This window comes from Nocardioides panacihumi (assembly GCF_039530925.1).
In the GTDB taxonomy this organism is placed as follows: Bacteria; Actinomycetota; Actinomycetes; order Propionibacteriales; family Nocardioidaceae; genus Nocardioides; species Nocardioides panacihumi.
Genome location: NZ_BAAAPB010000008.1, coordinates 195,225 through 216,628 on the forward strand (window position 1 = coordinate 195,225; position 21,404 = coordinate 216,628).

The window sequence follows — 21,404 nt, forward strand, 5'->3', positions numbered from 1 at the left end:
GCCACCAACCTACCGGGCCGAGTCGGCGCAACCTGGCGCCTCAGAAACGCCGAGTCGGCGCATCCTCGCACCTAACAGCGAGGATGCGCCGACTCGGGCTTGCTGGACGGCGAGGATGCGCCGACTCGGCGTCAGACCTCGAACGCGCCTGCCTCGAGGCGCTTCTTGACGTCCTGGAGGAAGCGGCCGGCGTCGGCGCCGTCGACCAGGCGGTGGTCGTAGGTGAGCGACAGGTAGACCATGTGGCGCACGGCGATCGTCTCGCCGAGGTTCGGGTCGTCGATGACGACCGGGCGCTTCACGACGGCACCGGGGCCGAGGATGGCGACCTGCGGCTGGTTGATGATCGGGGTGTCGAAGAGCGCCCCGAAGCTACCCAGGTTGGTGATGGTGAACGTCCCGCCCGACAGCTCGTCCGGCGTGATCTTGTTGGTGCGGGTGCGCTCCGCGACGTCGGCGATCTTCTTCGCCAGACCGGCGATGGAGAGGTCGCCCGCGTCCTTCACGACCGGGGTCAGCAGGCCCCGCTCGGTGTCCACCGCGAACGCGATGTTCTCGCGGTCGTAGTAGGTCACCTCGCCGGCCTCGGTGTTGAGGTTGGCGTTGAGCTTCGGGTGCTGCTTGAGCGCGTCGATCGCCGCCTTGGCGAAGAACGGCAGGTACGTCAGCTTGACGCCCTCGCGCGCCAGGAACTCGGCCTTGGCCGCCTCGCGCTGGCGGGCGATGTTGGTGACGTCGACCTCCATCACCTGGGTGAGCTGGGCCGAGGCGTGCAGCGACTCGGTCATCCGATCGGCGATGACCCTGCGCAACCGGCTGACCTTCTCCGTCGTGCCGCGCAACGGCGACGGGGTGGCCGGAGCGGCGGCGGCCGCGGGCGCAGCAGTGGCCGGAGCGGCGGCGGGGGCGGCCGGTGCCTTGGCGGCCTCGGCGGCGGCGAGCACGTCCTCCTTGCGGATGCGGCCTCCGACGCCGCTGCCCGTGACCTTCGCGAGGTCGACACCGTGCTGCGCGGCGAGCTTGCGCACGAGCGGGGTGACGTAGCCGTGGCCCTCGTCCGACGAGGCGGCCGGAGCGGCGGGAGCCGGAGCGGCGGGCGCGGCGGGAGCCGGAGCGGCGGGCGCCGGAGCGGTGGGCGCGGCGGGTGCGGCGGGTGCCGGGGCGGCGGGTGCAGGGGCCTGAGCAGGCTCCGGTGCCTTCTCGGGCTCGGCTGCCTTCTCGGGCTCGGCGGGCGCGGCCGGAGCCGCCGAGGCATCGCCGACGATGGCGAGCTCGGCGCCCACCTCGACCGTCTCGTCCTCGGAGACCTTGATCTCGAGCAGGGTGCCGGCGACCGGCGAGGGGATCTCGGTGTCGACCTTGTCGGTGGAGACCTCGAGGAGCGGCTCGTCGACGGCGACGCTGTCACCGACCTGCTTGAGCCAGCGCGTGACGGTGCCCTCGGTGACGGACTCGCCGAGCGCGGGAAGCGTGACCGACGTGCCGGCCCCGCTCGTCGGCTGCGTGTCGCCGGTGGGCTTCGGAGCCTCCTCGCCGGCGGGCGCGGGCGCCTCGGCCGCGGCGGGGTCCTGGGCCTCCTGCTCGACGGGCTCGGACTGGGCGGGCTCCTCGGGTGCGGAGTCGGGCTCGGGTGCGGACTCGGGGGCCGGGGCGGAGCCCTCCTCGTCAGCAGCGCCGACGATGGCCAGCACAGCGCCGACCTCGACGGTGTCGTCCTCGTTGGCGCGGATCTCGAGCAGGGTGCCGGCCACGGGCGAGGGGATCTCGGTGTCGACCTTGTCGGTGGAGACCTCGAGGAGCGGCTCGTCGACGGCGATGGTGTCGCCGACGTTCTTGAGCCAGCGGGTGACAGTGCCTTCGGTGACGGACTCGCCGAGTGCCGGCAGTGTGACTTCGGTAGCCAATGCAGTTCCTTCGCTCGCCTCTGTGGATGCGCCTTGATGCTGGTGGTCCGGGATTCCCGCCCGCGCCCCATCTTTGCACCCCGACACGTCGGGTCGTCACTGACCCATCTCGCACGGCGAGTTACCCGCGAGTCACCGTCGGGGCCCTCCGACACAGGGCACACTTGGCTGTATGTCGTTCTTCGACCGCTTCCGTCGCGGCCCCGGCGTGCGCATGAGCAAGCCGGCCCGCGACGCCCGTCACACCGGCTCGACGCGGGTCCGGGCCGCCGACGAGACCGACATCGCGCACCTGGCGGACTTCATCGCCACCAGGCGCGGTGTCGAGGGGTTCGTGGAGCCGAGGACGGCGGTCAGCGACGTCACACTGCTGCTCGTCGCACACGACGGCGAGTGGACGCGGCGACGCGTGCCGTCGGTGCAGTGGGCGCACCGATTCTGCAACGACCAGATGACCCCGTCGTACGACGCTGCCGTCGTCGGCATCCCGCAGCGGATGCGCGACTACAACACGCGCAAGCGGCAGCAGGGCACGTCGGGCAGCTAGATGCGTGGCCGGGGTCGACGGCCTGTCCGCCGGCCTCGGACGAGCAGGCGTCAGCTCCGCAGCAGCTCGGCCAGGGCCCGCCGACCCAGATGGCGCCACTCGACGCGGGCGAGCACCAGCACGCCACCCACGGCCGCTGCGAGGACAAGGACCAGCCACCACGGCACGACGAGGCCGGGCGAGCCGGTCTGACCGGTGATCTGCTCGAGCGAGAGCGACCCGAAGATCGCGAACGCTCCGGCGATCCCCAGCGTGAACCCGGCGAGGGTCGCGACGAGCACAGGAGTCAGCATCTCGCCGACCAGGACCTGCCGGAGGTCACCGTCGGGAAGCCCGAGGGCGCGCAGCCGTCCGAGTGACTCCCGGCGAGCCGGCGCCTCGACGGCCGCGGCGAGCGCGACCCCGACGAGCGCGAAGAGCAGCAACAGGGCCGCTGTCACGACGGCCAGCCGCACCAGGCCGGAGGACAGCGGGGCGTCGCGGCGGGCACGGAGCACCTCGGCGTACGTGGTGACCGAACCGGAGGTGCCGGCCGCAGCCGTCACCGCTGACGATGCACCTGGGCCGACGGCCCAGACCGTGTTGGGTTCGGCGACCGCGCCCGCGTCAGCGAAGGCGCCGGCGTCGACCACCACCACCGGCCCGAGCGATGCGTCCACCCGCGGCGCCGGGCCGACGACCTCCAGCGGGACACTCGCGTCCTCCCAGTGCACGACGAGGCCGTCGCGCAATGCTGTGTCGTCGCCGAGCAGGAGGGCCGGCACGCGGTCGCCCTCCCGCGCCCTCAGCCGCGCGAGCTGGGGGGCGTCCGGGAGCAGGCTGGCGGCGAGGAGCCGCCCGTAGGCGGCGGCGTCGACGACGACCAGCCGGACCGGCTCCGCGCTTCGCCGGGACGACGCCTGCACGTCGTCGGCGACGAGGGCAGGCACCGCGGCACGGACCGCCGGTGAGCGCGCGATCGCGCGTGCCGTGTCGACCACCCCCGGATTCGCGGGCACAGTGAGCCGAGCATCGCCGCCGACCGCCAGCAGCGCCCCCGCCGACTGGCCCTCCTGCTCGGTCGATGCCAGGACCACCCCCACGGTGAGCTGGGCGACGGCGACCGACACCACCAGCAGCGGCAGCGCCCGCGCCCCGGCCTCCGCGAGGCGCGCCGCCGACAGGAACCGGACGTCCCCGGTCGAGCGACGGGCGTTGCGGAGCATCAGCCGCACGGCGGGCGGCATCAGCCGCACCACGACCACCGTCCCCGCCACCGTCCACCACAGGACGGCGCTGGCCGCCGCGAGGTCGCCGACGCCGCGCTGCCGGAGCGCCGCCAAGGACAGCACCGCGGCCGCGAACACGGCGACCTCCAGCGCGACCCGCTGCAGCTGCCGCGTGCGCGTCGCCGCGCGTCGGGCTGAGCGGTTGGCCGGTGCCCGGCGGGCGCTCGTCGCGCGGGCCGCGGCAACCGCGCCCAGGACCGGGGCGGCGGAGACGGCGACGATCAGCACGGGCACCGACCACACCCAGTCCACGTCGCCGACGACCAGCCAGGTGGCCGCGAGGCCGACGAGCGCGCCGGACACGGCGACGATGAGAGCCTCGACGAGGAGCTCGAGCGCGACTCCGAGCAGAGTGGCGCCGCGCTCGCGCGCCAGCGTGACCGATGCGCCGCGGCGGCGTACCAGCAGCTGGGCCGCCAGCACGAGCACCAGCAGGGCACAGCCGAGGAGGCCGACGAGCAGCACCTGCGCCTGGCCCCGCGCCGAGGCGATCTGTGCGCGCCCGTCCTCGAGCACCCGGGTGAGCAGGCTGTCCCACGTGATGTCACCGTGCGAGGACCGTCCCGACGACTGCAGCGACCCGATCTCACGCTCGAGCGCCCGCGAGTCGCGCCATCGCACCTGCGAGGGCTGCGGTGTGAAGATGACGCGGTAGGTCAGGTCGTCAGCCGGTACGCCGACCCGCAGATCGGGCAGCGACGCTGCCGAGACGAGGGCGGCCGCAGCCGTGCTCCTCAGCCCGTCCGAGACGCCCACCGAGGGGTGGAGCAGCTGCGAGGAGACCTGCCAGGCGGCCGCATCGGCATCGTCCGGGACGAACACCCCGCTGACGACGATCGAGACCGGGCGATGCTGGTCGTCCTCCGCCGGCAGCCGATCTCCGGGCGCGAGGCCGAACGCCGAGGCCGCGGCCTGGGACAGCGCGACCTGCACCGGCCAGGGTCCGGCGTCGGGGTGGACCGTCAGCGACGCTCGCGACGGACCCACGCCCGCCTGCGGCGCTCCGCCGGACGAGTAGGTCACCCGCGGCGGTCCTTGAGGAGTGTCGACGTAGACAAGCCGCAGATAGCGCCCCGGGCCGTTGTCCAGGAGGTGCAACGACGGTGTCGTGAGGGTCGCGACACCCGGTCTGAGCACGGCCTTGAGCCGGCGCGGGAGGACGTAGTGCGCATACTCGGCGTCCTGCCGAAGCTCGACGTCGGACCGGGGCTGGCGCTTGGTGCCCGTCGGGTCGCCGTAGTCCCGTGGCGCCGTCGCCACGACGTCGCCGCGGGAGCCGGCATCTCGCACCGTCGCGGCGATCGCGCGGTCGGCCGTGCGCTCGCCGAGCGGCTCGACGGCGGTGGTCACCGCGACGGTCAGCGCGACCACGAGGCCGATGAGGACCAGCAGGCCCGGGTCGCTGCGCATCCGTCCGCGGATCGTCGCGGTGTGCAGCCGTGAGCGCGGCATCACAGATCACCCGCCCGCAGGTCGGCCGGCCCGGACCGGCGGATCTGGACCGCCGCGAGGACGGCGACGAGGACCAGGGAGAACGCGAGGAGTCCGCCGACGAGCAGCGCCTCGGCCGCCCACGGCACGGTGACGACGGCACTCGGCACCGGTGCGGCCCCAACCTCCGACCGGACCAGGTGCGGACCGAGCGCGAGCGCCGCCACGAGACCCACCAGCGCGCCGACGAGGACCAGCGGGACGACGAAGGAGCCGTGCTCGACGAGCAGCACCCGCCGCGCGTCCTGGCGCGTGAGTCCGAGCGCGCGCAGCCGCGCCACGTCCGCGGAGCGACGCTGCCTGTCGGCGCTCAGCACCAGCCCGACACCCGCCACGAGCATCACGGCGGCGGCGACCACCAGCGTGAGCAGCGCGGTCGGCACCGTGGCCCGCAGCGGCCCGTGCCTCAGCTGTGCGGCGACCTCGTGCCGGGTCGTCACCTGGCCCAGGCTCGACTCGCGCAAGGCGTGGACGACGCCGGGCGAGGGCTTCGAGACCCACCAGCCGTTGACGACCGGGTCCAGCCGGCCTGCGTCCACGAGCGCACGGGAGAGCAGGTCGGCATCGAGGAGCACGGCGACCCGGCCGGGCGCGGACGGCACGTTCGGCACGACGGCGACCACTCGGAGGGGCACCGGTGCCTCCTGCACGGACGCCGCCAGCCTGCCGCCGACCTTCGCCCCGATGGCGTCGAGGAGGTCCTGCGACACGGCGACGGGCAGCTCCGTCGGGGTCGGGAGCGCCGTGGCCAGCAGCGAGGCGCCGGTGTAGACGAAGAAGCCGAGGTCGATCCCCGCCGTCGCCGTCAGGGCCGTGCCGTCGCCGTCGGCCCCGACGGAGGCCGTCGCATCGCGCACCGGACTGTCGCTCCGTGCCGACAGCAGCCTCCACGACGGGCGGGCGCCGCCACGGCCGGGAAGGCGGAGCTTGACCGACATCTCACCCGTCTGGACCTGGCCGGGGTCCCCGCGCGGGTCGATGCCCGGGTCGCCGTCCAGGTCCAGTCGTACGGCGACCAGGCGCGCACCGCCGACGATGGGACCGAGCCAGTCGACCGGGTGCGCGCGGCCGTCCATCGGGAGCGATGTTGCGGCCACGGAGCTCCGGAAGCCGGACGCGTCCTGGACCACCGCGGTCGGCGTCACCGTGATCGATGCTCCCGCCGGCGCTCGCCCTGTCAGCTCCACGCCGGTCCCGTCCGCGGGCAGGGGAATGCCGCCGGCCGGGGCGTGTGGCGCCAGCCGACGGCCGATCGACGACCAGTCTGTCCCGGCGTCCACGCGCCCGCGCAGGAGCTCTCCGGCGTGCCGGGTGTCGACGGCGACCAGCATCGGCGGCGAGCCGGGGTCACCGAGATAGCTGCCGAGCGCGAGGGGCGTGTCGACCACCGGCGAGACCGTCGCGGCCGGACCAGTGGCCGCCGCGACGGCGATCGAGTCCTGCGGACCGGCCGGAGCCAGCAGCGCGAGCGACAGGTCGGTCCCGACGCGGAGATCGGCCTGGTCGTCCTGGGAGCGTCCCCACGTCGTCTGCAGCGCGAGCCCGAAGACGGAAGCCGCAGCCGCGGCGGCGATCAGCACCATCGCCGTTCCCACGTGAGGGCGACGCGCCGCCTGCTGCATCGCCAGCGGGACGACGAGACCCCGGGACCGGTCTCCCACGCGCGCCGCTCCGGCCAGGAGGAGCGGTACCACCTGGACCGCGAGGACCGTGACGGCCGCGAGGCAGAGCACGGGCGCCGCGGTCAGCGTGACGTCGCCGTGCACGGTGCTCGTGGGCGGCTGGGTCCGGAGCTGCCACCAACCGACGGCCGCCACGCCCACCAGCAGCGCGCCCATCCCTGAGCGCTCGGCGGCCCGCCGGCGGGAGCTGCGGTCCGACGCCGTGCTCGAGTCCTGGACGGTGACCACCAGCGCCAGGGCGAGCGCCACGGCGCCGGCGAGCACCGTGAGGACCAGCCCCCAGGTGATCGTCGGTGACTGGGTGAGCCCCGCCGCCCGCAGACGCGGCAGATGCGTGAGGCGTGCGTGGACCAGCGCCGCGACAGGGATGGCCACGAGCGTGGCCGCCACGGCCAGCGCCAGCGCCTCGACCAGCGCCGCGCTCATCTGCTGCCGGCGGCTGAGCCCGAAGGAGACCAGCAGCGCGCGCTCGTCGTCGCGGATCGAGGCCAGCAGCCAGCCGGCGAGCAGGGCGGCCGCGAGCGAGAGCGCCAGGCTGAGCACGAGGAGAACGAGGACGGTGCCGCGCGTGGTCGCCTGCTGCGCCTGGATCCGGCTGAGGGTGTCGGGCAGGTTCGAGGCGACGCGGGTGATCCGCGCCCGGCCGGCGGCCCGCGAGGAGAGCAGGGCGTCGGCGTGCCCCAGCTTGCCGACCGCGCGAGCGAGGGAGGATCGCGTCGCGAGCGACAGCGTCGGATGGGCGGTGACCCGTAGTCCGGTCACCGATGATCCGGTCGCGACGAAGGCCGCGTCGCCGACCACGAACGGCCCGTAGGCGGGGGCCGTCACCGAGCCGTCGCTGTAGGTCGCGTCGAAGCCCTGCCCGGACAGCGGGTCGCCCTGCCAGCCCGCCTGGTCCCTCGGCCGGAACGTGCCCACGACCACGACGTCGACCGGGTTGTCGGCCCCGTCGAGGCCGATCTCCTGGCCGAGCACCACGCGCTCGCCGAGGTGCAGGCGGAGCAGGCGTGCCGTCGAGTCGGGTATCGCGGCCTCCGGGCGCCCCGAGGCCGCATCGTGCGGCCAGCGGCCCGAGGTCAGCTCGGCCTCCGGCGCGATGCCGTCACCGGAGGCCAGGTAGGCCAGTCGGTGTGCGTCCTCGAGACGGCGCATGCGCGCGGTCGCGATGCTCGTGAGCCTCGGATGCAGGGGAGTGAGCACACCGCCGACGACGTCTCGCGCCTGTTGCCGGACGTCGGCGAGGTCGGAGCCGGCGAGGCCGACGACGTACGCGGTCACGTCGACGTCGTCGGCCTGCGACCGCTGGACCTCCGCGTGGAAGGCGCGGTCCTGCGTGGCGCTCAGCAGCAGCGTGCAGACGCCGAGGAGGGTGGCGGCCGCTGCGACGAGCACGACCACGGCCGCCAGCACGCGCCGCTGGACGAGCGCGCGCCGGGCTACGAGGGCTAGCACGCGTGCGCCATCAGGCCTGGACCTGTCCGTCCGCGATCGTGAGGACGCGGTCCGCGAGCGACATCATCACCGGGTCGTGCGTCGCCACGACCGCGGTGACCCCCTCGGACTCGACGATCGCCCGGATCAGCGCCATGACGGCCAGGCCCGTCTCGGCGTCGAGCTGGCCGGTCGGCTCGTCGGCGAGCAGCAGCCGCGGCGACCCGGCCAGGGCTCGCGCGATCCCGACCCGCTGCTGCTGGCCTCCGGAGAGCTCGGACGGCCGCTGCAGCTCGTGGCCACGCATGCCCACGAGGTCGAGCAGGAGGGCGACGCGCTGCTCGCGTTCCGCGACAGGGGTACGACGCAGGCGCAGCGGCACGCCGACGTTCTCGCCCGCCGTCAGCGCCGGGATGAGCCCGAACGTCTGGAAGACATAGGAGATCGTGTCGCGCCGCAACCGGCTCAGGCCCTGGTCGTCGAGGGCGGTCACGTCGGTGCCGTCGACGCGCACCGTGCCGGCGTCCGGGCGGTCCAGCCCGCCGACCAGGTTGAGGAGCGTGGTCTTCCCCGACCCGGATCGACCCACCACGGCGACCATCTCACCCGGCGCCACGTCGAAGGAGACCTCCCGCAGGGCGTGGACGGTGGCAGGACCGTTGCCGTAGGTGCGCGACAGCCCCCTGACGGCGACCATCGACTCAGTGGCGCTCACCCCTCGTGGCCCCGGTCCGAGCGGATCTCGACGTGGTCGGGTGCCAGCGCGATCCGGACCCGTCGGGTGAGCTCGAGCGCCTCCCGGAACTCCCGCGGCACCTGGACACGCCCGGCACGGTCCATGACGGCGTACTCCTCCGCCACCCCGGGAGCCTCCGCCGTGTCCGCGCTGCGCAGCACCTCGCTGCTGGTGCGCCCGTCGCGGATGGCGACGGTGCGCGCGACCTGCCCGCTGACCGCGGAGTCGTGGGTGACGACCACGACGGTGGTGTCGAGGTCGAGGTTGGCCGTCCGCAGAGCCGCGAACACCTCCAGGGCCGTCTCGCTGTCGAGCTCACCGGTCGGCTCGTCGGCCAGCAGGACCCGCGGTCGGTTGGCGAGCGCGACCGCGATCGCCACGCGTTGCTGCTCGCCGCCGGAGAGCTGCTCAGGTCGGCGCTCGGCGCAGTGCGCCACGCCGAGGCTCTCGAGCAGGGCGCCCGACCTCACCCGTCGCTCCTGGCGCGCCACTCCGGCGATCGTCATCGGCAGGTCCACCATCTGGCTCGCGGTCAGGTACGGGACCAGGTTGCGGGCGGACTGCTGCCGCACGAACCCGACGACGTGCCGCCGGAACCGCACACGCTCCCCGCGCGACATGTCGACAAGATCGTGTCCAGCCACCTGGGCCCGCCCCGCCGTCGGCGCGTCGACGCCCGCGAGGACCTGGAGCAACGTCGACTTCCCAGACCCGGACGCACCGACGATGGCGACCATCTCGCCCTCGTGGATGAGCAGGTCGAGACCCTGGAGGGCCTGCACCTCGACGCTCTCGGTCTGGTAGATCCGCACCAGGTTGTCGCACACGACGAGTGCGTCGTGCCCGAACTCAGGCTCGTGTCGCGGAGCTGCCGGCAGCGCCAGCCCTGGTCCCGCCATCCGGCCTCCTTCGCCTCTCACACCCGTCGGCCGCCCGCTGATGGGAGCGCGTCCACCGACACTAGCGTCGAGCGCGGCGTGGCGGGCCGGAGTCAGGAGGTCAGCGCACGGACGTAGTCGACCAACGTCGCCACCGCGGTGCCGGTGCCGCCGGCGGTGACGTGCCCGCTCGCGCCGCCCGCGTTGTACGACGGGCCGGCGATGTCGAGGTGGCCCCAGGGGAGGCCGGCGGTGAACTCACGCAGGAACGCGGCGGCGAAGAGTCCGCCGCCCCACCGGATCCAGTCGTGCTGGGCGAGGTCGGCGATCTTCGAGGAGTGGATGCGCTCCTCCATGATCTCGGGGATCGGCATCGGCCAGCTCTCCTCGCCGGCGGTCCTCGCCGCCGCCAGGACAGCCTCCACGACCTCGGGGGAGCCGAGGACGCCGGTGATCTTGTCGCCGAGCGCCGAGACCATGTGGCCGGTGAGCGTGGCCACGTCGAGGATCACGTCGGGCTCGGCCTCGGTCGCGCGCACCAGCGCGTCCGCCAGGATCAGCCGCCCCTCGGCGTCGGTGTTGCTGATCTCGACGGTCGTGCCGCCGTACATCCGCAGCACGTCGCCGGGCCGCGCGGCCGCGCCCGAGACCATGTTCTCGGCCATCGGCACGAAGGTGGAGAGCCGCACCGGCAGGCCGAGCCCGGCGATGGCGAGCGTCGCCTGCACGACGGCGGCGGCGCCGGCCATGTCGGTCTTCATGTCGTGCATCGTGTTGCCGGGCTTGAGCGTGAGGCCCCCGGAGTCGAACGTGATCCCCTTGCCGACGAGTGCGACGTGCGCGACGGCGTCGGCCGGCTCGTAGGTGAGCTCGACGAGCCGAGGCGGCGCCGAGGAGCTGTTGCCCACCCCGAGGATGCCGCCGCAGCCGAGCTCGGCGAGGGCGACCTCGTCGTGCACCGTGACCGACACGCGGGCCGCGTCCTTGGCGGCGCCCTTGTTGTAGGCCTCCACCGCGGCCCCGACCGCGTCCGCGAAGAGCGGGGGCGTCAGGTCGTTGGCGGGCATGTTCACCCAGTCGCGGGTCGTGGCGACGGCGGCCGCGACCAGCCGGGCCTCCTCGAAGGCGGCGACCGCCTCCTTGCGCCGTGCGGTGGGGCTCAGCACGATGACCTCGCTCGGCCCGCTGGCACCGGCGGCGCCGGACGGGGCTCGGTAGCTGGTGAACGTGTAGCTGCCGAGCAGGTGCCCCTCGGTCACGGCCCGGACCAGCTCGGGGGTGTCGGCGGGGAACGCGAGGGCGACCGAGGTGGAGTTGGGGACGGCGCGGGCGGCCGCACCCGCGGCCCGGCGTACGGCGTCGGGGGTCGTGTCCGCACCGAGCCCGACCAGCACCAGGAGCGAGGTCGCGAGCTCGCCACCGGCCGGAAGCCGGACGACCTCGCCCGCCTTGCCGGTGACGCCCAGCGTGGCGAGCAGCGGCCGGAGCCGCCGGCCGTATGCCGAGGTCACGTCCTCCGCGCCGGGCGCGAGCACGGGGCCCTTGGGGCCCTGCAGCACGCCGACGACGACAGCCTCCGCTCGCGTCTTGGTCGGGCTCGCGGTCCTGAGGGAGTAATGGGGGCTGGTGCTCACGAGCCGCAGATTACCCGCGGCGGCGCCAGGATCGGCCTGCGGTAGTTTGCGCGCTATGTCCGACGATCTCCTGCAGTCGCCGCTCCACGACCGACACGCCGCGCTCGGGGCCAAGTTCGCCGAGTTCGGCGGCTGGTCGATGCCGCTCGAGTACGCCGGTGTCGGCGTCGTGAAGGAGCACACCGCCGTCCGCGACGCGGTGGGGCTCTTCGACGTCAGCCACCTCGGGAAGGCCATCGTGACCGGCCCGGGCGCCGCCGACTTCGTCAACGCGACCCTCAGCAACGACCTGCGCCGGATCGGTCCGGGCCAGGCGCAGTACACCCTCTGCCTCGACGCCGAGACCGGCGGCATCGTCGACGACCTCATCGTCTACTACCGCGACGACGAGCACGTCCTCCTCGTCCCCAACGCGGCCAACACCACCGAGGTGGTGCGCCGGCTCGCCGAGGCCGCGCCCGAGGGCATCACGGTCACCAACCACCACCGCGACTACGCGGTCCTCGCGCTCCAGGGCACGAAGTCGGACGAGGTGCTCGACAAGCTCGGCCTGCCGAGCGGACACGACTACATGTCCTTCGTGGAAGCGGCCCTCCCGTCCGGGCGGAGCAGCGGTGTCGGCATCGTGATCTGCCGGACGGGCTACACCGGCGAGCGCGGCTACGAGCTGATCGCCGCCAACAGCGCGGCCGGTGAGCTCTGGGACCTGCTGATGGAGGCCGGCGAGGAGTTCGGCATCCAGGCCTGTGGCCTGGGCGCGCGCGACACGCTGCGCACCGAGATGGGCTACCCGCTGCACGGCCAGGACATCTCGCTCGACACCACCCCGAACCAGGGCCGCCTCGGCTGGGCGGTCGGCTGGAAGAAGGACACGTTCTGGGGCAAGGACGCCGTCGTCGCCGAGAAGGAGGCCGGCCCGAGGCGGATCCTGCGCGGCATCGTCTCGACCGGACGCGCGATCCCGCGCCCGCACATGCAGGCCTTCCTCAGCGCCGACGTACCCGTCGGCGAGGTCACGTCCGGCACCTTCTCGCCGACGCTGAAGAAGGGGATCGGGCTCGCGCTGATCTCCACCGTGGTCGACCCCGAGGCCGAGGTGAGCGTCGACGTACGCGGCCGTCGTGAGGTCTTCCAGCTCACCCGGCCGCCGTTCCTCGACACCTCGGTCCGCGAGTCGTGAGCGAGCGCAGCGGGCTCACCATCGATCACAGCGCCCCTCGTGCCCCCTGGGCGCACGGAGCGAAGCGAGGACGTCCATGAGCCTGCCCGACCTTCCGCCGACCTTCCGGCAGCCGCCGGCCGCAGACCGCCCGTGGTGGTGGCGCCTGCTCGACGCTCTCGGCGCCGAGACCGACGTCTCCGAGGAGTACGCCGACCAGCGGTTCGCCTCCCAGGGCGACGCCGAGTCCTGGGTCGGTGAGGTCTGGCGCGAGCTGGCCGACGAAGGCGTCGACGCCGTGGTGCTCCTCGAGCACGACCGCGAGGTCTACGGACCGATGTCGCTGCGCGCCTGACCTGTTCGTTCCCCGTACACACCCCTGTTCTCAAGGAGACCCATGGACCGGTTCTTCCGGATCTCTGAGCGCGGCAGCAGCCTGGGCACCGAGGTGCTCGGCGGCGTCGTGACGTTCGCGACGATGGCCTACATCCTCGTCGTCAACCCGTCCATCCTCGGCAGCCTGCCGGACTCCGGCGGCACCACGCTCGACCACGGCCAGCTCGTCACGGTCACCGCGCTGGTGGCCGGTGTGATGACGATCGCGATGGGCCTGTTCGCCAACGTGCCGATGGCGCTGGCCGCGGGCCTCGGGGTCAACGCGTTCGTCGCCTTCACCCTCGTCGCGGGGCGGGGTCTGACCTGGCCCGAGGCGATGGGCGTCATCGTCATCGAGGGCATCGTCATGCTCGTGCTGGTGCTCGTGGGTCTGCGCGAGGCGATCATGAACGCGATCCCGGACGGGCTCAAGCGAGCCATCGCCGGCGGTATCGGTCTCTTCATCGCGCTCATCGGCCTGGTCGAGGGCGGGGTCGTCGTCCACCCCGAGGACAACAGCACGGTCCTGCGGCTCTCTCCCGAATTCGGCGACTGGAACACGGTCGTCTTCGTGGTCGCCCTCGTCATCATCGCCGTCCTGATGGCCAGGGGAGTGCCCGGGGCCCTCCTCATCGGCATCGTCGCCGCGACGGTGGTCGGCTTCATCGTCAACGCGGTCAGGACGGGCACGCCGGTGCCCGGCGCCGAGCTCCACGGCTCCGTGGCTGCGGCCCCGGACTTCGGGCTGGTCGGAAACTTCAGCTTCAACGTCTTCGACGTTGTCGGCTTCGGCGCTGCCCTGGCGCTCATCGTCACGGTGCTGATGGCGAACTTCTTCGACGCGATGGGCACCGCCCTGGCGATCGGCCGCGAGGCGAACCTCACCGACGCACAGGGCCAGCTGCCGCAGATGCGACGGGTGCTGATCGTCGAGTCGGCCGGTGCCATCGCTGGCGGCGCCGCCTCGGCCTCGTCGAACACGATCTTCGTCGAGAGCACCGCGGGAGCCGCCCAGGGTGCTCGCACCGGCTTCGCGAACGTCGTCACCGGGCTGCTCTTCCTGCTCGCGATGTTCTTCGCCCCGCTGGCCGGCGTCATCCCGGCGGCGGCCACCGGCCCGGCGCTCGTCGTGGTCGGCGCGCTGATGATCAGCCAGGTGGCGGGCATCGACTGGACGGACATGGGCATCGCGGTGCCGGCGTTCCTGACGATCGTGCTGATGCCGTTCACCTACTCGATCGCGAACGGCGTCGGCGCTGGCATGGTGCTCTACGTCCTGATTGCGCTCGGGCGTGGCCAGTGGCGCAGGATCCACCCGCTCATGGCGATCGTGGCGGCTGTCTTCGTCTGGTACTTCGTCCGCGGTCCCATCTGATCAAGGAGTACGACGTGACGCTGCCGTTCCGCCAGGTCGACGTGTTCTCGGCCGAGCCACTGCTGGGCAACCCGGTCGCCGTCGTCCACGGCGCTGACGGGCTCTCGGAGGACCAGATGGCCGCCTTCGCACGGTGGACCAATCTGAGCGAGACGACGTTCCTGCTGACGCCGAAGGACCCGGCGGCCGACTACCGGCTGCGCATCTTCACGCCGGGAGGTGAGCTGCCGTTCGCCGGTCACCCGACGCTGGGCAGCGCGCACGCGTGGCTCGAGGCCGGGGGCAGGCCGAAGGCCGAGCGCGTCGTGCAGGAGTGTGGCGTCGGCATGGTCGAGGTGCGTCGCGACGGGGAGCGGCTGGCGTTCCGCGCGCCCGACCTGCTGCGCTCGGGCCCGGTCTCGGAGGAGGACGTCCAGCGCGTCTCGGCGGGCCTCGGCGTGCGTCGCGACGAGATCCTGGACGCTCAGTGGGTCGACAACGGCCCGGGCTGGGTCGCCGTGCTGCTCGCCGACGCAGGGGCGGTGCTGGCGGTCCGTCCGAACCCTGCGGCGCTCGGCGACTACGCGGTCGGGGTCGTCGGGATCTACCCGGAGGGCTCGACCGAGCCCGAGGACGACTGCGCGATCGAGGTCCGCGCGTTCGTCGGTGGCCTCGGCGTGGACGAGGACCCGGTGACGGGCTCCCTCAACGCCGGCGTCGCGCAGTGGCTGACGGCGAACGGCACGCTCCCGCCGTCGTACATCTCCTCGCAGGGGACGGCGCTCGGGCGGCGCGGCCGCGTCCACGTCACGACCGACGACACCGGCCTCATCTGGGTCGGCGGGGACACGCGGACGACGGTCCTGGGCAGCCTGTCGGTCTGACCAACTAGGCTCACGGCTGTGCGGCCCTACCTCGATCTGATGCAGCGAGTCCTCGACGAGGGTGTCGAGAAGGGGGACCGCACCGGCACCGGCACTCTCAGCGTGTTCGGCCACCAGATGCGGTTCGACCTGACCGAGGGCTTCCCGCTCGTGACGACGAAGCGGATCCACACGCGGTCGGTCTTCGGCGAGCTGCTGTGGTTCCTGCGCGGCGACACGAACGTCAAGTGGCTGCGCGACCGTGGCATCACGATCTGGGACGAGTGGGCCGATGAGAACGGCGACCTCGGCCCCGTCTACGGCGCCCAGTGGCGGTCCTGGCCGACGCCGGACGGGCGTCACCTCGACCAGCTCGCCCAGGTCGTCGCCGAGATCCGCACCAACCCCGACAGCCGCCGCCACATCGTGAGCGCCTGGAACCCCGCAGACATCCCCGACATGGCGCTGGCGCCGTGTCACAGCCTGTTCCAGTTCTACGTGGCCGACGGGCGGCTGAGCTGCCAGCTCTACCAGCGCAGCGGCGACGTCTTCCTGGGCGTGCCGTTCAACATCGCCTCGTACGCGCTGCTCACGCACATGGTCGCCCAGGTCGTCGGGCTCGAGGTGGGCGACTTCGTGCACACGCTCGGCGACGCCCACCTCTACCTCAACCACCTCGACCAGGCGCGGCTGCAGCTCACCCGCGAGCCGCGCGCGCTGCCGAGGCTGGTGCTCAACCCGGCCATCACCGAGATCGACGGCTTCGACCTCGACGACATCAGCGTGGAGGGCTACGACCCGCACCCCGGCATCAAGGCCCCCATTGCTGTCTGAGTCGCCTGACGAGCAGCTGACGTACCTCGACAAGCGGGTCGTCCTCGTCGTCGCCGTCGCCGACAACGGCGTCATCGGCAACGGACCCGAGATCCCGTGGCGGATCCCCGGCGAGCAGGCCGAGTTCAAGGCGCTGACCATGGGCCACACGCTCGTGATGGGCCGGACGACGTTCGAGTCGATCGGCCGACCGCTGCCGGGGCGGACGACGATCGTCCTCACCCGCGACCCCGAGTGGTCCTTCGAGGGCGTGCTCGTCGCGAACACCATCGAGGAGGCCCTGGCGATGGCGGCCGGCCTGCCCGGCGACGTGATGGTCGCGGGGGGCGCGCAGGTCTACGCCGCCGCGCTGCCGTACGCCGACCGCCAGGTCATCACCCGGGTGCGGCTCACGCCCGAGGGCGACGTTCACTACCCGGCCTACCCCGCCGAGGAGTGGACCGAGACGACCCGGGAGCCCCACGAGCTCTACGACCGGGTGTTCCTCGAGCGGCGTTCGGCGCAGGTGTGACCGGGCCGCCCCACCGCCTCCAGGCACTCGTCGCGCGGCTGCACTGGACCATCAGCATCCCGATCATCGCGATGCTCGAGCTCGCGCTCGCCTGGGGCAGCCATCCGCACGGCGTCGTCGTGGCGATCATCGGGGTCCTGCTCATCGGCGCCGTCCTGGCGTCGGTCCACCACGCCGAGGTCGTCGCCCACCAGGTGGGGGAGCCGTTCGGCTCGCTGCTGCTGGCGGCCTCGGTGACGGTGATCGAGGTCGGCCTCATCGTCACGCTCATGGCCTCGGGCGGGAAGGACACCTCCGAGCTCGCACGCGACACGGTCTTCTCGGCCGCGATCATCTGCATCAACGGCATCGCGGGAGCGGCACTGCTCATCAGCGCGTTGCGCCACCGGATGGCCGTGTTCAACCCCGAGGGCACCGGCGCGGCCCTGGCCACCGTCGCCACCATCGGCGTGATCTGCCTGGTGCTGCCGACGTTCACGACGTCGCACCCGGGTCCGGAGTTCTCCGGAGCGCAGCTGACGTTCGCGGCGATCTCCTCGCTCGCGGTCTACATCCTCTTCGTGTTCACCCAGACCGTCCGGCACCGCGACTTCTTCCTGCCGGTCGCCCCCGACGGGACGCTGCGCGACCTCGACGGTGACGACCACGCCGACCCGCCCGGCGTACGTGCCGCGCTGATCAGCGGCGGCCTGCTCGTGGTGGCGCTCGTGGCAGTCGTCGGGCTGGCGAAGGTCGAGTCGAGCGCCATCGAGGACGGTGTCGATGCGCTGGGGCTTCCCAAGGCGGTCGTGGGCGTCGTCATCGCCCTGCTCGTGCTGCTGCCCGAGAGCATCGCCGCGATCCGGCAGGCGCTCGCCGAGCGCGTCCAGATCGCGTTGAACCTCGCCTACGGCTCGGCGATGGCCTCCATCGGGCTCACGATCCCGGCGATCGCGATCGCCTCGATCTGGCTCGACGGGCCGCTCGTCCTCGGCCTCGAGCCCACGCAGATGGTGCTGCTGGCCATCTCGCTGCTCGTCGCCACGCTCACGGTCGTGCCCGGTCGGGCGAAGACGCTGCACGGCGGGCTGCACCTCGTCCTGTTCTTCGCCTTCCTGTTCCTGGCCGCCAACCCGTGAGCCGAGCGCCCCATGGGCGCTCACTAGGCTCGGCGGCATGGAGCTGCGCATCTTCACCGAACCCCAGCAGGGGGCGACCTACGACGACCTGCTCGCCGTCGCCGCGACCGCCGAGGAGCTCGGGTTCGGGGCGTTCTTCCGCTCCGACCACTACCTGGCCATGGGTGGCGACGGCCTGCCGGGACCGACCGACGCATGGACGACGCTGGCCGGGCTCGCGCGCGAGACCAGCGCCATCCGCCTCGGCACCCTGGTCACGAGCGCGACCTTCCGGCTCCCCGGCCCGCTCGCGATCCAGGTGGCCCAGGTCGACCAGATGTCGTCCGGGCGTGTCGAGCTCGGCCTCGGCGCGGGCTGGTTCGTCGGTGAGCACGACGCCTACGGCATCCCGTTCCCCGACACCTCGGAGCGGTTCGACCGTCTCGAGGAGCAGCTCGAGGTGATCACCGGGCTCTGGTCGACGACCGGCGGCTACGACTTCGCCGGCTCGCACTACCAGGTCAAGGACAGCCCCGGGCTCCCCAAGCCCGTGCAGCGCGCGGGCCTGCGCGGCGGCGTCCCGGTGGTCGTCGGCGGCCACGGCAAGAGGCGGACGCCGGCCCTCGCCGCGGCGTACGCCGACGAGTTCAACGTGCCCTTCGCCGGCGTACCGGACGTGGAGACGCAGTTCGGCCGGGTGCGCGCCGCCGTCGAGGCCGCCGGCCGCCCCGCCGACTCGATGACCTACTCGGCCGCTCTCGTCGTCTGCGTCGGGGCCGACGAGGCCGAGGTGGACCGCCGCGCGGCAGCGATCGGGCGCGAGAAGGGCGAGCTGCGCACGAACGGCGTGGCCGGCTCCCCCGAGGAGGCGATCGCCACGCTGGCGGCGTACGCGGCCGTCGGCGTCGAACGGGTCTACCTCCAGGTGCTCGACCTCCACGACCTCGACCACCTCCGGCTGATCGCCGCCGAGGTCATGCCGCGGGTGTGAAGCGGGATCGGGGGTCGACGGGCGATACCCTGGGACCCATGACCCCCGCAGCACCCTTCGGCACCGTCCTGACGGCCATGGTCACCCCGTTCCGTGAGGACGGGTCCGTCGACCTCGACGGGGTGCAGCGGGTCGCGAAGCACCTGGTCGACCACGGCCACGACGGACTCGTGGTGTCCGGCACGACCGGCGAGTCGCCCACGACCACGATCGCGGAGGACGCCGAGACGCTCGCCGCCGTCCGTGACGCGGTGGGGGACCGGGCTCGGATCGTCGCCGGCATCGGCACCAACGACACCCGCGCGACCGTCGAGCTCGCCCAGCAGGCCGAGAAGACCGGAGCGGACGGCCTCCTGCTCGTCACGCCTTACTACAACAAGCCCGGCCAGCGCGGCATTCTCGAGCACTTCCGGACGGCCGCGGCGGCGACCGACGTGCCCGTGATGCTGTACGACGTCCCCGGCCGCACCGGTAGCGGCATCGGGTTCGACGTCTACCGCGAGGCCATCGGCTGGGACACCGTCGTGGCGGTCAAGGAGGCCGCCGGCGACCTTCCCCGCGGCACCCGCCTGATCGACCTGGGCTACGCGGTCTACTCGGGCGACGACGCCCTCAACCTCGCATGGCTGGCGCACGGCGCCGTCGGCGTGGTCTCGGTGGGCGGCCACGTGGCCGGCGACCTGCTTCGGACGATGGTCGACGCCGCCGCTGCCGGCGACCTGATCACCGCCCGCCAGACGTATGCGCGGATGCTCCCCGCGATCGACGCCGTCATGGGCGTCCCGAACTACGGAGCGACCACCGCCAAGGCGGCCCTGGAGCTGCTCGGAGTCCTCGACAACCGCCGCGTCCGGCAGCCCCTCGTGGCCCTGGACGAGGACGAGGTCGCCGTGCTGCGCGAGGGGCTCACCGCGGCGGGCCTTCTCTGACCCGACGTTAGGAACTGCATGTCCCACTCCCACCCGGAGCTCTCTGCGCCCGCTCCGCTACCGCAGGGCGCCCTGCGGGTCACCCCGCTCGGTGGTCTCGGCGATGTCGGTCGCAACATGACCGTCTTCGAGTACGACGACCGCCTGCTCATCGTCGACTGCGGCGTCCTCTTCCCGGAGGACCACCACCCCGGAGTCGACCTGATCCTCCCGGACTTCACCTCGATCCGGGACCGGCTCGACGCCGTCGAGGCGCTCGTCCTCACGCACGGGCACGAGGACCACATCGGCGCGACGCCGTACCTCCTGCGCGAGCGACAGGACATCCCGCTCGTCGGCTCCAAGCTCACCCTGGCCTTCATCGGGTCCAAGCTTCGCGAGCACCGTCTGCGCGAGACGGTGCAGCACGTCGTCAAGGAGGGCGACCGGATCACGTTCGGGCCGTTCGAGCTCGAGTTCGTCGCGGTCAACCACTCGATCCCCGACGCGCTCGCCGTCGCCATCCGCACCGGTGCGGGTCTCGTGCTGCACACCGGTGACTTCAAGATGGACCAGCTCCCGCTCGACGGGCGCATCACCGACCTGCGTGCGTTCGCGCGGCTGGGGGAGGAGGGAGTCGACCTCTTCCTCACCGACTCGACCAACTCCGAGGTGCCGGGCTTCACGACCTCGGAGCAGAAGATCACGCCTGCGATCGAGCAGGTCTTCCGCGAGTCGAGGCAGCGGATCATCGTCGCCTGCTTCGCGTCCCACGTGCACCGGGTGCAGCAGGTGCTCGACGCCGCGGCGGAGCACGGTCGCAAGGTGGGGTACGTCGGCCGCTCGATGGTCCGCAACATGCAGATCGCCTCCGAGCTGGGCTACCTGCGCGTGCCCGAGGGCGTGCTCGTCGAGGCCAAGACGCTGGCCGACCTGCCGCCGGAGCGCCAGGTGCTCCTGTCGACCGGCTCGCAGGGCGAGCCCATGTCGGCGCTGTCGCGGATCGCGCAGAACAGTCACAACTTCGTCCGCATCGAGCCCGGCGACACCGTGCTGCTCGCCTCCTCGCTGATCCCGGGCAACGAGAACGCCGTCTACCGCGTCATCAACGGTCTCGCGAAGCTCGGCGCCAAGGTCGTGCACAAGGGCAACGCCCTGGTGCACGTCTCGGGCCATGCGAGCGCGGGTGAGCTGCTCTACTGCTACAACATCGTCCGCCCGCGCAACGTGATGCCGGTGCACGGCGAGATCCGCCACCTGCTCGCCAACGGCGCGCTGGCCCGCGCCGTCGGTATCGACGGAGTCGTGATCGCCGAGGACGGCGTCGTCGTCGACCTCATCGACGGCGTCGCCAAGGTCGCCGGCAAGGTCGAGTGCGGCTACGTGTTCGTCGACGGCCAGTCGGTCGGCGACATCACCGAGTCCGAGCTCAAGGACCGTCGCATCCTGGGCGAGGAGGGCTTCGTCTCGGTCATCGTCGTCGTCGACTCGGTCAACGGGAAGGTCGCCGCCGGCCCGGAGATCCACGCCCGCGGCAACGTCTGGGACGACGGTGCGTTCGACGACATCAGCCAGCGGATCCGTGACGCCGTCGAGGCGGTCCTGCGCGAGGGTGTCTCCGACACCTACCAGCTGCAGCAGACGATCCGACGGGTCATCGGCCGCTGGGTCTCGGACACCCACCGGCGCCGCCCCATGATCATCCCGGTCGTCCTGGAGGCCTGACCGAGTCGGCGCATCC

17 protein-coding genes are annotated in these 21,404 nt (G+C 72.7%); 11 read left to right on the forward strand and 6 right to left on the reverse strand.

Going from position 1 to position 21,404, the window contains the following annotated elements; all coding sequences use genetic code 11:
- Positions 1-131 precede the first annotated feature (131 nt).
- A complete protein-coding gene (sucB, locus tag ABD205_RS21905) occupies positions 132-1,904 on the reverse strand; it encodes a 2-oxoglutarate dehydrogenase, E2 component, dihydrolipoamide succinyltransferase (RefSeq protein ID WP_344048641.1) in 1,773 nt (590 codons plus the stop codon).
- A gap of 172 nt (positions 1,905-2,076) precedes the next feature.
- Here sucB and ABD205_RS21910 point away from each other — a divergent pair, with 172 nt between their 5' ends.
- Complete coding sequence (locus tag ABD205_RS21910; RefSeq protein ID WP_344048643.1) at positions 2,077-2,451, forward strand: hypothetical protein; 375 nt, start codon at positions 2,077-2,079, stop codon at positions 2,449-2,451.
- 50 nt (positions 2,452-2,501) lie between these two features.
- On the opposite strand, the gene ABD205_RS21915 is transcribed toward ABD205_RS21910, so the two are convergent.
- The 5 genes from ABD205_RS21915 to ABD205_RS21935 all read right to left on the reverse strand — a co-directional run bounded on the left by ABD205_RS21915 (position 2,502) and on the right by ABD205_RS21935 (position 11,571).
- A complete protein-coding gene (locus tag ABD205_RS21915) occupies positions 2,502-5,171 on the reverse strand; it encodes an FtsX-like permease family protein (RefSeq protein ID WP_344048644.1) in 2,670 nt (889 codons plus the stop codon).
- Entirely contained in the window at positions 5,171-8,344 is a 3,174-nt protein-coding gene (locus ABD205_RS21920) for an FtsX-like permease family protein (RefSeq protein ID WP_344048646.1), read from the reverse strand. The genes ABD205_RS21915 and ABD205_RS21920 overlap by 1 nt, the downstream gene beginning before the upstream one ends.
- 10 nt (positions 8,345-8,354) lie before the next feature.
- A complete protein-coding gene (locus tag ABD205_RS21925; protein WP_344048648.1) occupies positions 8,355-9,038 on the reverse strand; it encodes an ABC transporter ATP-binding protein in 684 nt (227 codons plus the stop codon).
- Complete coding sequence (locus ABD205_RS21930; protein WP_344048650.1) at positions 9,035-9,958, reverse strand: ATP-binding cassette domain-containing protein; 924 nt, start codon at positions 9,956-9,958, stop codon at positions 9,035-9,037. Before ABD205_RS21930 ends, ABD205_RS21925 begins: the two co-directional genes overlap by 4 nt.
- A 92-nt stretch (positions 9,959-10,050) precedes the next feature.
- Complete coding sequence (locus ABD205_RS21935; protein WP_344048652.1) at positions 10,051-11,571, reverse strand: leucyl aminopeptidase; 1,521 nt, start codon at positions 11,569-11,571, stop codon at positions 10,051-10,053.
- Between the two features lie 55 nt (positions 11,572-11,626).
- On the opposite strand from ABD205_RS21935, the gene gcvT reads away from it, so the two are divergent.
- The 10 genes from gcvT (at position 11,627) to ABD205_RS21985 (ending at position 21,388) form a co-directional block, all read left to right on the forward strand.
- On the forward strand, positions 11,627-12,751 hold the full coding sequence (gcvT, locus tag ABD205_RS21940; RefSeq protein ID WP_344048654.1) for a glycine cleavage system aminomethyltransferase GcvT: 1,125 nt from the start codon (positions 11,627-11,629) through the stop codon (positions 12,749-12,751).
- Positions 12,752-12,827: 76 nt separating this feature from the next.
- Positions 12,828-13,085, forward strand: a complete 258-nt coding sequence (locus tag ABD205_RS21945) for a hypothetical protein (protein ID WP_344048656.1) — start codon at positions 12,828-12,830, stop codon at positions 13,083-13,085.
- Between the two features lie 42 nt (positions 13,086-13,127).
- The gene (locus tag ABD205_RS21950) at positions 13,128-14,480 is read left to right on the forward strand and encodes an NCS2 family permease (RefSeq protein ID WP_344048658.1); all 1,353 of its coding nucleotides are present in this window, start codon (positions 13,128-13,130) and stop codon (positions 14,478-14,480) included.
- Between the two features lie 14 nt (positions 14,481-14,494).
- Positions 14,495-15,343: a PhzF family phenazine biosynthesis protein gene (locus tag ABD205_RS21955; protein WP_344048660.1), complete on the forward strand. Its 849-nt coding sequence runs from the start codon at positions 14,495-14,497 to the stop codon at positions 15,341-15,343.
- An 18-nt stretch (positions 15,344-15,361) separates the two neighbouring features.
- Complete coding sequence (locus ABD205_RS21960) at positions 15,362-16,156, forward strand: thymidylate synthase (RefSeq protein WP_344048662.1); 795 nt, start codon at positions 15,362-15,364, stop codon at positions 16,154-16,156.
- Positions 16,146-16,667 carry a dihydrofolate reductase gene (locus ABD205_RS21965; protein WP_344048664.1) on the forward strand — a complete coding sequence of 174 codons (522 nt, stop codon included), beginning with the start codon at positions 16,146-16,148 and terminating at the stop codon, positions 16,665-16,667. The genes ABD205_RS21960 and ABD205_RS21965 overlap by 11 nt, the downstream gene beginning before the upstream one ends.
- The gene (locus ABD205_RS21970; protein WP_344048666.1) at positions 16,664-17,785 is read left to right on the forward strand and encodes a calcium:cation antiporter; all 1,122 of its coding nucleotides are present in this window, start codon (positions 16,664-16,666) and stop codon (positions 17,783-17,785) included. Before ABD205_RS21965 ends, ABD205_RS21970 begins: the two co-directional genes overlap by 4 nt.
- Positions 17,786-17,822: 37 nt before the next feature.
- Positions 17,823-18,755: an LLM class F420-dependent oxidoreductase gene (locus ABD205_RS21975; protein ID WP_344048667.1), complete on the forward strand. Its 933-nt coding sequence runs from the start codon at positions 17,823-17,825 to the stop codon at positions 18,753-18,755.
- A gap of 38 nt (positions 18,756-18,793) precedes the next feature.
- Positions 18,794-19,684, forward strand: coding sequence for a 4-hydroxy-tetrahydrodipicolinate synthase (gene dapA / locus ABD205_RS21980; RefSeq protein ID WP_344048668.1), 891 nt, complete (start codon positions 18,794-18,796; stop codon positions 19,682-19,684).
- An 18-nt stretch (positions 19,685-19,702) separates the two neighbouring features.
- Positions 19,703-21,388, forward strand: coding sequence for a ribonuclease J (locus tag ABD205_RS21985; protein WP_344048670.1), 1,686 nt, complete (start codon positions 19,703-19,705; stop codon positions 21,386-21,388).
- Positions 21,389-21,404 lie beyond the last annotated feature (16 nt).

Bases quoted from the DNA above. Each gene is read 5' to 3' on its own strand.
- ABD205_RS21910 (WP_344048643.1), top strand. From the start codon at position 2,077: ATGTCGTTCTTCGACCGCTTCCGTCGCGGCCCCGGCGTGCGCATGAGC.
- ABD205_RS21915 (WP_344048644.1), bottom strand. From the start codon at position 5,171: ATGCCGCGCTCACGGCTGCACACCGCGACGATCCGCGGACGGATGCGC.
- ABD205_RS21930 (WP_344048650.1), bottom strand. From the start codon at position 9,958: ATGGCGGGACCAGGGCTGGCGCTGCCGGCAGCTCCGCGACACGAGCCT.
- gcvT (WP_344048654.1), top strand. From the start codon at position 11,627: ATGTCCGACGATCTCCTGCAGTCGCCGCTCCACGACCGACACGCCGCG.
- ABD205_RS21945 (WP_344048656.1), top strand. From the start codon at position 12,828: ATGAGCCTGCCCGACCTTCCGCCGACCTTCCGGCAGCCGCCGGCCGCA.
- ABD205_RS21950 (WP_344048658.1), top strand. From the start codon at position 13,128: ATGGACCGGTTCTTCCGGATCTCTGAGCGCGGCAGCAGCCTGGGCACC.
- ABD205_RS21975 (WP_344048667.1), top strand. From the start codon at position 17,823: ATGGAGCTGCGCATCTTCACCGAACCCCAGCAGGGGGCGACCTACGAC.
- dapA (WP_344048668.1), top strand. From the start codon at position 18,794: ATGACCCCCGCAGCACCCTTCGGCACCGTCCTGACGGCCATGGTCACC.
- ABD205_RS21985 (WP_344048670.1), top strand. From the start codon at position 19,703: ATGTCCCACTCCCACCCGGAGCTCTCTGCGCCCGCTCCGCTACCGCAG.